This is a genomic window from Pseudomonas sp. NIBRBAC000502773 (assembly GCF_006517195.1).
In the GTDB taxonomy this organism is placed as follows: domain Bacteria; phylum Pseudomonadota; class Gammaproteobacteria; order Pseudomonadales; family Pseudomonadaceae; genus Aquipseudomonas; species Aquipseudomonas marginalis.
On sequence record NZ_CP041189.1, the window covers coordinates 5524413 to 5536137 of the forward strand.

10 protein-coding genes are annotated in these 11725 nt (G+C 63.3%); 3 read left to right on the forward strand and 7 right to left on the reverse strand.

Annotated features, from left to right (window positions below):
* Positions 1 to 81: 81 nt before the first annotated feature.
* The 5 genes from NIBR502773_RS25665 to NIBR502773_RS25685 form a co-directional block, all read right to left on the reverse strand.
* Positions 82 to 1404: an amidohydrolase gene (locus NIBR502773_RS25665; RefSeq protein WP_115487928.1), complete on the reverse strand. Its 1323-nt coding sequence runs from the start codon at positions 1402 to 1404 to the stop codon at positions 82 to 84.
* A 9-nt stretch (positions 1405 to 1413) separates the two neighbouring features.
* On the reverse strand, positions 1414 to 2598 hold the full coding sequence (locus NIBR502773_RS25670; protein ID WP_115487929.1) for an acyl-CoA dehydrogenase family protein: 1185 nt from the start codon (positions 2596 to 2598) through the stop codon (positions 1414 to 1416).
* A 20-nt stretch (positions 2599 to 2618) separates the two neighbouring features.
* Positions 2619 to 3932 carry an MFS transporter gene (locus NIBR502773_RS25675; protein ID WP_257228068.1) on the reverse strand — a complete coding sequence of 438 codons (1314 nt, stop codon included), beginning with the start codon at positions 3930 to 3932 and terminating at the stop codon, positions 2619 to 2621.
* Positions 3932 to 6457, reverse strand: coding sequence for a TonB-dependent siderophore receptor (locus tag NIBR502773_RS25680; protein ID WP_141157259.1), 2526 nt, complete (start codon positions 6455 to 6457; stop codon positions 3932 to 3934). The genes NIBR502773_RS25675 and NIBR502773_RS25680 overlap by 1 nt, the downstream gene beginning before the upstream one ends.
* Positions 6458 to 6564: 107 nt before the next feature.
* Entirely contained in the window at positions 6565 to 7278 is a 714-nt protein-coding gene (locus tag NIBR502773_RS25685) for an enoyl-CoA hydratase/isomerase family protein (RefSeq protein WP_141157260.1), read from the reverse strand.
* 148 nt (positions 7279 to 7426) lie between these two features.
* Between NIBR502773_RS25685 and NIBR502773_RS25690 the strand changes: the two genes are divergently transcribed.
* Both NIBR502773_RS25690 and NIBR502773_RS25695 read left to right on the forward strand, forming a co-directional pair.
* The gene (locus tag NIBR502773_RS25690; protein WP_141157261.1) at positions 7427 to 8449 is read left to right on the forward strand and encodes an alcohol dehydrogenase catalytic domain-containing protein; all 1023 of its coding nucleotides are present in this window, start codon (positions 7427 to 7429) and stop codon (positions 8447 to 8449) included.
* Between the two features lie 2 nt (positions 8450 to 8451).
* On the forward strand, positions 8452 to 9930 hold the full coding sequence (locus NIBR502773_RS25695) for a class I adenylate-forming enzyme family protein (RefSeq protein WP_141157262.1): 1479 nt from the start codon (positions 8452 to 8454) through the stop codon (positions 9928 to 9930).
* On the opposite strand, the gene NIBR502773_RS25700 is transcribed toward NIBR502773_RS25695, so the two are convergent.
* Positions 9927 to 10709, reverse strand: a complete 783-nt coding sequence (locus NIBR502773_RS25700; RefSeq protein ID WP_115487934.1) for an IclR family transcriptional regulator — start codon at positions 10707 to 10709, stop codon at positions 9927 to 9929. The genes NIBR502773_RS25695 and NIBR502773_RS25700 overlap by 4 nt on opposite strands.
* Here NIBR502773_RS25700 and NIBR502773_RS31050 point away from each other — a divergent pair.
* A complete protein-coding gene (locus NIBR502773_RS31050; RefSeq protein ID WP_256592556.1) occupies positions 10708 to 10833 on the forward strand; it encodes a hypothetical protein in 126 nt (41 codons plus the stop codon). The genes NIBR502773_RS25700 and NIBR502773_RS31050 overlap by 2 nt on opposite strands.
* 90 nt (positions 10834 to 10923) lie before the next feature.
* Here the strand turns inward: NIBR502773_RS31050 and NIBR502773_RS25710 are convergent, their stop codons facing one another.
* A complete protein-coding gene (locus tag NIBR502773_RS25710; RefSeq protein ID WP_177414154.1) occupies positions 10924 to 11673 on the reverse strand; it encodes a nitroreductase in 750 nt (249 codons plus the stop codon).
* Positions 11674 to 11725 lie beyond the last annotated feature (52 nt).

Sequence of the window (11725 nt, forward strand, 5' to 3'; positions counted from 1 at the left end):
AGGGAGTGATCTGGTATATACCAATATCCTTTATTGCTATGGATATAACCGCAGCGCGGTCTGAATTCACCGTTCCGGCCCCTAGGGCGACAACCGAGGAGCGTCAATCATGTAGCTCAACGTCATCCGACTCAGTGCCCGGATCCCCACCGCCAGGCTCGGGTCATCCACCTGGAAGCCCGGCGAATGGGTAGGCCACACGTTTTTGCCCTCCAGCGCAGGCGGTGTCACGCCCATACGCATGAAAATCCCCGGAATCTGGCGGGCGTATTCAGCGAAGTCATCGGCACCGTAAGTGCCGTTGTCGATCCGTACTGGCGTGGTCGACACCTGTTGCAGCACCGGCATCAACTGGTCGACCAACGCAGTGTTGTTGTAGCCGGCGCGGTAATTGCCCGGCAGGTAGTCCACCTTGGCGGTGGCCCCCGAGGCTTCGGCGATGTGCTCGGCGGTGCGGGTCATGCGCTGCAACACGTCCTCGCGCTGTTCATCGCTGACGGTGCGAATCGAACCTTCCAGGCGCACTTCGGCGGGGATGATGTTGTGGCGGTCCCCGGCTTCGATACGGCCCACGGAAATCACCGGCGCCGGTAACAGGCTGAGGTTGGATTGGCGACTGGGAATGGTCTGCCAGGCCAGGATCACCTGGGCGGCGACGGGCACAGGGTCGATGCCGGTCCACGGGAAGGCCGCATGGGTCTGGCGGCCGATGATGCGCGCGACAAAGGTGTCGGCTGCCGCCGTGGTGCGTTGCCGGCTGAGCGTGAAAGTCCCCGCCGTACCCGCAGTTACGTGGATGCCGAAGATCACCGCCGGCGCGGGATTTTGCAGCGCGCCGTCCTTGATCATCAATTGCGCGCCGCCTTGTTCGCCGAGCGGCGGCCCTTCTTCGGCCGGTTGGAAGATCAGCTTGAGGGTGCCCGGCAACTGCTCGCGATGGGCCGCCAACACCTCGGCAACCCCTAGCGCCATCGCCATATGCGCATCGTGACCGCAAGCGTGCATCACCCCGACGTCCTTGCCACGGCTGCGAAAGTCAGCGCCTTCATCTTTGCTGCGCACTGTCGACGCGAACGGCAGGCCGGTTTCCTCGGTGAGCGGCAGCGCGTCCAGTTCGGCGCGAATCGCGACCACCGGGCCAGGTTTGCCACCACGCAAAATGCCAATGACACCGGTATGCGCGATGCCGGTCTGCACCTCCAGCCCCAGTTCCCGTAGGCGTTGGGCGATGCGCTCGGCGGTGTGGAACTCGCGATTGCCCAGCTCGGGTTGTTGGTGAATCGCGTGGCGCAGCTCTATCACGCCGGGCAATGCCTGGCTGATCTGCGCGTCCAGGTCGTCCCAAGGCTCGGCGGCCGACACGGAGCCGGACAGCAGCAGCAGGGAAATCGGTAGCTTCAACATATCCAGGGCTCAATAAGTAAACGCAATCGGCGGTGCTTTCGCGTTCAGCAAATAATCGCCAATTGCCTTGTACTTGTACGCCAGGGCGTCATGGGTGGTGTGGGTGCGTGCGTTACGCCAGTGACGGTCGAAGTTGTAGCGCGACTGGGTGGTGGCTGCGCCACCGACTTCATACAGGCGCTCGCACACGAAGAGGGCGGCGCGGGTTGAGGCGATCTTGGCTTCGGCCACGGCAATCGAGGACTTTACCAAAATGGCTTCCAGTTCCTCACCCTGCGCCAGCCCCTGCAACTGCGTGCGCGCGGCCAGGTCGACCGCCCCGGCGGCTTTCTCCACCAGCGCTTCGGCGCCATGGATGCGCGCGGCCAGATCGCCGAGGGTGTGCAGGATGTACGGGTCGTGGCGCGCCTGGTCCACGCCACTTTCGCGCACCGGTCGCGATCCAGTGCGCGCCCACGCTACCGCGTCATCCAAGGCCGCCAGGCCGATGCCGACATCCAGGGCACAGTGGATCAGTTGCGCACTGGCGCCGACATAGTTGCGGCGTTGATACCACTGCGCCAACGGGATCACTTGCTCGGGGCGCACCGGCACATTGTCCAGCACGGTACTGCCGCTGGCGGTGACGCGCTGGCCCATGCCGTCCCAGTCATCCAGCAGGGTGATCCCGGCGGTATCGGCGGGCAGCATCACGTAGACCGCGTTGCCGGCCTCGTCCACGGCCTGGATCTTCAGCAGGTCGGCAAACAGGCAACCGGTGCTGTAGAACTTGCTGCCATTGAGCACCAGTTGATCGCCGCGACGCTCCAGGCGCGTGTGGATTTCTCCGCGAAAGGTGCCGCTGCGTTCGGCAATCGCGCCCGATGACAACTGGCGCTCGGCAAAGGCACCGAGGTACTCGCGCTGCTGGTCGGAGTTGGCGATCAGGCGCAGGTGCTCGACCGTGGCGAAATGTGGAAACAGCGCCTGGGCCACACTCGGATCGGCCTTGGCCAGGGTGATGAAAATCTGTGCCACCTGCAGTTGGCTGACGTCGCCGCCGCCCAGCTCAGTGGGGACCCGGGCGGCGCCCAGGCCGGATTCGCGGATCAGGTCGAGCTGCGCATAAGGCAGGATTCTGCCGGCGTCGCGTTCGGCGGCACCGGGTTGGATCTGCGCGGCGAGTTGGTGGGCGAGGGCAAGGTAATCGGTCATGGAAAGGTCCATCAAAGAGGTCAGGAAGCGTCGCGCAGAGCGCTGCGCGGGACGCCGAGCAACAGGATCAAGGTGCCGCAGGCCACCAGCGCCGCCACGATATAAAGCGCCAGGCTGATGCTGCCGGTGGAGGTCTTGATCGCACCGATCATGATGGGCGTCAGCAGGCTGCTGATCTGCCCGCAGCAGTTGACCAGCGCCAGGCCTGCGGCCTTGGCGTGGTCCGACAGGTAATACGTTGGGATGGTCCAGAAAATCGCCGTGGCCACCAGGTAGCCGCTGGTCATCAGGGTCAGTACGGCGATTGCCGAGTACGGGCTGAACAGAAAGTTGGGCAGCACCAGCATTGCCAGCGCCGCCGTGAGGCCGCCCAGCGCGAAGTGCCAGCGTCGCTCCTGATTCACATCCGAGTGGCGGCACGCCCACAGCATCACGCACACGCCGATCACATAGGGCAAAGCCGAGAGCAAGCCCAGTTGCCCAAGGTTGCTGACCCCGGAATCGCGAATGATCGACGGCGCCCAGATGTTGGTGACATTGCCGGTGCACATGATGGTCAGGCAGTAGGCCAGGGTGATAAACCACACCTTGCGATCCTTCAGCGCCTCTACAAAACGCGAATGCCCACCGGGTTTGCGCTGTAGCCGTTCACGCGCCAGGGCCTGTTCGATGGCGCGTTTTTCATCCGCACTCAACCACTTGGCCGACGCCGGTTTGTCGTCCAGCCAGTACCAGGCGAACAACCCCGCGAGCACCGGCGGAATGCCGGTGATCACGAACAGCCATTGCCAGCCGGTAAAGCCGCCGATACCGGCGAAGTGCGCCATGATGCTGGTCGACAGCGGCCCGCCGATAATTCCGCACACCGCAATCGCCATGATGAAGCGCGAGGTAATGCGCGCGCGGTGGCTGGCCGGGAACCAGTAGGTGAGGTACAGGATCACCCCTGGGAAGAATCCGGCTTCGGCGGCGCCCAGCAACACCCGCAGCACATAGAACTGCGCCGGGGTCTGGGCAAACGCGGTGGCGATGGTCACCAGTCCCCACAGCACCATGATGCGCATCATGGTTTTTTTCGCGCCGATCTTTTCCAGCAGCAGGTTGCTGGGAATCTCGAACAGCAGGTAACCGATGGAGAACACCCCGACGATGATGCCGAACGTGGCGTCGCTGATGTTCAGGTCGGTCTTGAACTGCAAATGCGCAAAGCTGATGTTGACCCGGTCCAGCCAGTTGAGCACGAAGCACAGGAACAGGAACGGCATGATCCGCCACGCCAGTTTGCGATACAGGCGTTGGTCGAAGGTCGCCTGCGGGCGTTCGAAGTTCGTCATCACCAGCTCACGTCGACTTTAGCGAAGTAGTAGGCGCCTTCCAGGCCATAGGGCGAGTACCAGCTGTAGGTGGGGTTGTCGGTGGGGAAGAAGTAGAAGCGCTTGGCCTCGTCATTCAGTTGCTGCGGGCGCCGGTCGAAGATGTTTTCGCCGCCGACGGTGACTTTCACCGCGTCGCTCAACCAGTAACCCACGCTCAGGTCGGTGATGAATGCCGGGCGAATTTTTTCATCGCGACTGGCCGAAATCTGGTTACGCCCGGTGACCTTGGAATAGCGGGTTTCCTTGAGATTCACCTCAAAATCTCCCAGTTGCCAGGCGGCATTCAGCGACGTGGTGTTTTTCGGGTAGGCCGAGGTCAGGTTGCCCTGGCGGTCACGGCCCATCACGCTGACGCCGGTGCCGGCCAGTGCTGCGGGCTCCTTGATCTTCTCGATGGTCTGCAGGCTCTGATTGCTGAGCAAGGTCCATTTGGTCTTGCCGTAGCGGCCCAGGTCATAGCGGTAGTCGGCCACTAGGTCGATGCCACGGGTGCGGGTATCGGCCAGGTTGCCGAAGTACGAGACGATCTGGTTCGGGTTCAGGCCCTGGGCGGCCAGCACGTTGGAGACCGCCGTGCCTTGCAGGTTACTGGTCTGCAGGATGCGATCCTTGATGTCGATCTGGTACAGGTCGACCGTAATGTCCAGGTTCTCGGTCGGTGTGGCGACAAAGCCGAGGCTGTAGTTCATCGAGCGTTCAGGCTTGAGCTCCTTGGCGCCCAGGGCCTGGCCGGCGGCGTCGTTGACGGTGACGTAGCGCGTGGTGGCCTGCTCCAGTTGCCCGGTGAGCGGACTGGTGCGCCAGGCGGTCAGCGACGACGAATAGAACTGCTGTTGCAGGGACGGCGCGCGGAAGCCGTTGCTCACGGTGCCGCGCACGGCGAATTGCGGGGTGAACGCGTAACGCGTGGAGAACTTGCCACTGCCGGTGTCGCCGAAATCACTGTAGTGCTCGAAACGCCCGGCCAGGCTCACGTCCCATTGGTCGGTCAGGCTTTGGCTGAAGTCGACGTAGCCTGCGGTGTTGGTGCGTGAGTAGTTGTGCGCGTCGGCCGGGGTGAAACCCACCAACCCTGGCGCGCCGGGGTTGGGGCGTTGGCCGGCGAGTGGGCTGCCGGTGGGGAACACGTAGCCGCCATCGGCATAAGAGGCGTATTCGCCCGCCTGGATCTCGAACCCATCGCGGCGGAACTCAAGGCCGGTCGAGACGTTCAGCGGCTTGGCAAACAGCCCGGTATCGAACGCACGGGTCAGGTCGAGGTTATTGGTCCATTGGCTGGCGATCAGGTTGCCGCCGTCCATATCCTGAGGGCTGTTTGGTCCCAGGGACGGGTTCAGCGAACGTTCGTTGCGGGTGTTGGCGTTGTTGTAGCCGTAGCTGCTGCTCAGGTCCCAAGCCCAGCCCAGCAGGTCGTCGTTGCGCACGCCGAACACGCTTTGGAAGTCGTCTTCTTCCACCACGAAACGCGGCGAGAAACCGTCCGGGTACACCGAGACAATGTTCTGCGGCGAGTTGGCGGTGCGGTAGGTGCCCCAACTGGTGGAGTTGCGGTGGCTGAGGGTGGAGAACGAGTACAGCGTGTAGTCCTCGTTCAGCGGCAGTTCGGCGTTGTAGCCGAAGTTATAGGTTTGCGAACGGGGCTGTCCCAGTTGCTGGCGGTAGCGGCTTTCGCTGGTTTCGCGCGGGTCGGGCTGGCCGTTCTGGCGGAAATAGATGCTGGTGCGGTCCGGCACGGCGCCGGCCACGTTGGAGCTTTCCTGGAGGCCGATATCGGCGCTGAGGCTGAAAAAGCCGTCATTGGGCAGCTCGAAGCCCTGGTTGATCTGGCCCTGGCCCCGCGCACCGAAATTACCCTTGCCGCCCACACGGTTGGCGTACTGCCCATAGAGGGCGCTGCCGCTGCCGCCGGAGCGGTTGGTCTTGAGGATGATGTTGATCACCCCGGCAATCGCGTCCGAACCGTATTGCGCCGCCGCGCCGTCGCGCAGCACTTCCACGTGGTCCACCGCGGCGATGGGGATCAGGTCGAGGTCGGCGGGCGACTGGCCGCTTGAGGTGGCGGCGGTCTGCACAAAGATCAGCGACGTATTGTGGCGGCGCTTGCCGTTGACCAGCACCAGCACATGGTTACCGCCCAGGCCGCGCAAAGTCGCGGACTTGACCGACAACCCGGTGCCGCCGGTAAACCCTGCAGCATTGGTATAGGACGGTACGCTGGCGGCCAGGGCGTCGCGCAGGTTCTGTTTACCGGAGCGGGCGAGGTCGTCGGCGCTGATCACATCGATCGGCGCCAGGCTCTTGGCCACGGTGCGACCGCTGTCCCGGGCACCGGTGACCACCACGGTTTGCAGGGCGGTGTCACTGGCCGCCGACGGTCGTGACGGGTTCTCTTCAGCGTGGGCTGCCGGTTGGGCGCACAGCCCGAGGATGCCGACAGTCAGCAGGCTGAGCCTGGGACGAAAGCGGGTGTAAGGGCGAGACATGGTGAGGCTCCAATGGTTAGGTGCCGCTTTCCATTCCTGATGGTGGGAGTTCCTGACAGTACTGGGGAGGCTTATGTGTTGGCTGTTTCTAGTTATAGGGGTGGGGGCTACACCTTCGCATCGCGCCCTAGCATCACGTCCTGGCGGGCCTGGTCGACCAGTGCCATCTGCCGCGTCAGTCGGCCTTTGCGTTCGGCCAGCAGCAAGGTCTTGGTCCATTCCACGGCCTTAGATGAATGGCTGGCCAGGCGTGCGGCCAGTTCCAGCGCGCTGGCGTAGGCGTCGTCCACCACCTGATTGACCAGGCCGATGGCCAGCGCCTCCTGGGCGTTGAACTTGCGCGCGCTGAGCATGATGTCCAGGGCCGCTGCTTCGCCGATCAGGCTGGGCAGGGTGATCGCACTGAAACCCGACAACATGCCGTGCTGCACTTCCGGAAAGTGGAACCGCGTGTCATGCCGCGCAATACGGAAATCGCAATGAATCGCCAGGCTGATGCCCAGGCCCAAGGTGTGGCCGTGCAACGCGGCAATCACCGGTTTACTCAGGTCGTTGCCGACGCCGGGCAGGGCGCGAGCCAAGACGTCACTGCTGACCGTCTCGCCGGTGGCGTCGATTTCCTTGAGGTCGGAGCCGGCGCAAAACGCCCGCTCGCCGGCACCGCGCAGCACGATGGCGCGCACCGCGTGGTCGTGTTGAGCGCGTTGCCAAACCTCGGCCAACTCATGCTTGGCCTGGCTGTCCAGCGCGTTCAGGCGCTCCTGGCGGTTGAGGGTGACGACCAGAATTCCTTCGCCAATAGCTTGGTACTCGACTGTCATGGTGTGCTTTTCATTGAGAGAGAAAGAAAGACGCGATTGCCCCTTGAGGTCTGCGTCAAAGTGAGGAAAACTTAATCGATGTGCACAATGCAAACAATATGTTTGTTATATGAACATATTCTTATCGGGTCAAAAACGGTTATAAAAAATGAAAGCCATAGTTCTAAAAGCCTTCGGCGGGCCGGAGCAATTGCAGGTCGAGGAGGTGCCGACCCCGCAGGTTGGTGCGGGTGAAGTGCTGGTCCAGGTCGCGGCAGCAGGGGTTTGCCATCACGACCTGTTGCATCGCGCCGGGCGGTTAGCGGGAGCCCATACCGGCGTGGTACTGGGCCATGAAGTAGCGGGTGAAGTGGTTGAGGTGGGCGCGGGTGTGCGCCACTTGACGGTCGGCGCCCGGGTGGTGGTTTACCAGCGACGCTTTTGCGGTCAGTGTCGTGACTGCCTGCGCGGTCGCCAGGATCTGTGCCGGGCCCTGGGCCTGCCATCGGTGGATACTGAAGGCGCCTATGCCGAATACCTGCGAGTACCGGCGATCTCCGCCATCGAACTGCCCGACGGTCTGGACTACATCCAGGCCGCCTTGGCGTCCTGCCCGATCGGCACCAGCGTGCGCGCCTTGCACGGCGAGGCCGCGCTCAAACCCGGCGAAAGCGTGTTGATCAATGGCGCCAGCGGTGGCCTGGGCGCCCATCAGATTCAATTGGCCAAGGCAGCGGGCGCGCGGGTCATTGCCGTCACGGGCAGTGCGGACAAGCGTGACTTTCTCCACAGCCTGGGCGCCGATGACGTGATTGTGAGCAGCGGCAGCTACAGCGCCGAGGTCTGGAAACTCACCGGCAAACGCGGCGTGGACGTTGCCATGGAAAACCTCGGCAGCACCCTCGAAGACACCCTGCGCAGCATGGCCCTCGGAGGGCGCGTGGTGGTGTTGGGCAATGTGACGCCCGCCAGTGTGCCGATCAACCCGGGGCTGTTGATCGGCCGACGCCTGCGGGTGCAGGGTTCGGGCAGCGCGACGCTGGAAGAGGTGCGCCTGGCACTGGCGTTGATCAAGGGCGGGCAGGTCAAGCCGCTGATCGACCGGGTGCTGGCGTTTCACCAAGTGGCTGAGGCCCATGCGCTGCTGGAGTCGCGTCAGGTCAATGGGCGCATTGTGTTGAGCGGGTGGTAAGCATGGACATCAGTACGCTGCTCAGCCAGGCGGCCTTTAAATGGCCGGACCACATCGCACTGCACGAACCGGCCAGTGCTCGCACCCTCACGTTTGACGAATTGGACCGCGCCCTCAGCGGCGTCGGCCAAGCGTTGGATCGGTTGCAAATCCCGGTCGGTGCGCGGGTGGCCTTACTGGCCGACGCCAGCATCGACTACCTGCTGGCCGACTATGGCTGCATGGCCAGCGGCCGCGTGCGCGTGCCGTTGGACCCGGCCCTGGCGCTTGACGAATTGCTTGCTCAGCTACAGGACGCGGGCGCTGCCTTGCTGCTGTTTTCCGAGCAGTACGCCGGTGTGGCGCAAGGCTTGGGCATCCGTTGCCTGCCGCTGCATACCGTCACCGAATCCAGCCCCGTCGACATCCTCCCACGCCCGGCGCAATCCCCCCAGGCACTCGCCTCGCTCAACTACACCGGCGGCACCACCGGCACGCCCAAGGCGGTGATGCATCGGCATGCCAGCTTGTGCGCGGTGTTGCAGAACATCGTCATGGGCCGGGGCGCCGTGGTCGGCGATGTACTGCTCAACGTCCGTCCGCTATGGCCGATTGCAGCGGTGGCGGTGCTGGCCCATTTGCTCAGCGGCGGCCGAGTGGTGTTGGGTGGTCGCTTCGACGGCAAGGCATTCATCGCGCAGCTTATTGAGTACCGGGTGGCGTTCAGTTCCCTGGTGCCAACGCAATTACTGCGTCTGTTGCGCGAAACCGGCCCTGCAGCGGCCGATCTTCCGGTATTCAAGAGCCTCGATGTCGGCGCTGCCGCGTTGACCGGCGAAGTGCTGGAAGGCTCATGCAGCCTGTTCAGTGAACGCATCGGCGTGCTCTACGGCATGACCGAAGCGCCCTGGAGTTGCTACCTCTCGCCCGCGCAAATGGCGACGGTGCGCGCGGCCGGCGACGGTGGCGAAGGCGTGGTGGGTCGACCGTTGTTCAGCGCTGCGATCCGCATCGATCAACCGGACGTAAACGGTGTGGGCGAGATTCTGCTCGGCGGGCCGCAATTGATGAGTGGTTACTGGCAGCTCGAGGGCCTCAGTGCCAAGACCCTGGACAACGGCTGGCTGCGCAGCGGTGACCTCGGGCGCATTGGTGCCGATGGGCTGCTGCGCGTGCTGGGGCGTTGCAAGGACATCATCCGCAGCGGCGGCAAATCCGTGCAGCCCGGTGAAGTCGAACAGAACCTGCTGAGCCATCCCGGCGTGCAGGACGCCCACGTGTTTGGCCTGGCGGACCTGGAATGGGGCGAGCAAGTGTGCGCAGCCGTGGTATTGGGGGGTTCGCAAGACCTGTCGGCGCAGCAGTTGATGGACCACTGCCGCGCGGGCTTGTCGCGCTACAAGGTGCCGCGCCGCATTTACTTCATCGACGAACTACCGCGCTCCCACTACGGCAAGGTGCAGAAAAACCGCCTGCTCGCCGCCCTGGGCCTCAGGCCCTAAAGGTTGCCCAACTGCGCCGCGATACCTTCACAGGCGCGGCGCACATGGCTGGCCAGGGACGAGCCGGGGTGGGTTTCGTCTTCCATCTCAAGCCCGGCCACGACGACCGCGCCAATGGCCTGCCCGGCTTCCACGCGTATCGGAAACGCCACCGACGACAGGCCTGGCTTGAACTCGCCATGGCCAAACGCGAAGTCCTGCTGGCTGCGGATCAACTCCAACGCCGGCCGTACCTTGGCATACCGCGCTTCGCCCAGGATCGCCTGCGCGGCCGCCTCCCTGTAGGTGGCGAGCACCGCACGCCCGCTGGGGCTGCCGTCGATGGGGAACTGGTCGGCGAGGTCGACAATCACGTTGAGCGGCGTGGTCGGCGTCCACATCCGCTCGATCAACACCACCTGGTCACCTACCGGCACCGACAGCGACACGATTGCCTGGCGCTCGCCGATCACCCGTTGCAACTCGATGGCGTAGGGCAGGGCGATCTTGCGCAGGTTCAGGCGGTTCAGGTACGCCGCCGAATAGATCAGGCATTCCGGGCCGATGCGATAGGTGCCGCCCTGGGACTCGATCAGGCTCCAGTGGGTCAGGGTCTTGAGCAGGCGATGAATGGTGGTGCGGTCTATACCGGTCAGCCGCGCCAGGTCCAGAGCGCTGGCGCCATGCTTGAGCCCCGAGAGGGTGCGCAGCAGTACAATCGAGCGGTCGATGACCTGTACGCGCCCACCGGTATTTTCCTTGTTACTGGCAGGCGGAGAAGGCGTCGAAGAAATATCCATGGTGGCAGCAGCTTCCGAAATCATTATGTTCGGCAAGCGCGGATCGCAGGCTTGGCCGGTGGCCAAGGTTAGCCGCGATCCGTTGCTGGGTGAAGCCTTGATTTACGTGTCGAAGAACACCTGACTCGTCGCAATCGTCTGTATGTGTTCAAGTCCCTACTGCAAAACGCCCAATGGCCCGACGCCGATGCCCTGGCTGCGTATGCATCACTGATCATGGGTGGGTCTCCTTATTATTATGGTGAAAAACGGCGAAAGCGCTGACCGGTTCCCGGGCTGTTACCAGAGTGTTTTCAACGGCCTTGGGGTCGGCATAGCCAAGGCTCATGCCACACACCAGCATCTGGTCGGCGGGAATGCTCAACATCTCTGAAATGACGTTGTGGTATTTGAGGAAGGCGGCCTGCGGGCACGTGTGCAACCCCCGCCCGCGTGCCGCCAGCATGATGTTTTGCAAAAACATGCCGTAGTCCAGAAGGCTGCCTTGCTCCAACACGTTGTCCACGGTAAACAGCAAGCCAACCGGCGCGTCGAAGAACCGGTAATTGCGCCCGTGCTGTTGGTGCATGCGTTGTTTTTCACCTTTGGCAATCCCAAGCAGCCCGTAGAGGTCCCAACCCACCTTGCGCCGGCGATCGATGTAAGGCGTGATCCATTCGTTCGGGTAGTAGGCGTAGGGCTCCTGCATATCGCTGCTGAGTCGTGGGTCGTTGTCGATCGCGCTGATGGCCATTGACAGGCGCTCTTTCGCTTCACCGGTTACAACGTGCACTTGCCAGGGCTGCATGTTCACACCCGAGGCACTGAAGCGTGCGACATCCAGAATCGCTTCGACTTCCTCATGGGGCACGGCTGTCGGCAAAAAGGCCCTGATGCTGCGCCGTGACATGATTGCCCAATCGACAGTGCGCTGGGTTTCTTGCGCAGACATCGGCGGTGGTGATAAGCGATTCAAGATACGCATCCTTTTTAGCGGGCTCCGTTCAGGGGGAGTCGTCGGCCGGCGACTGCGCGAT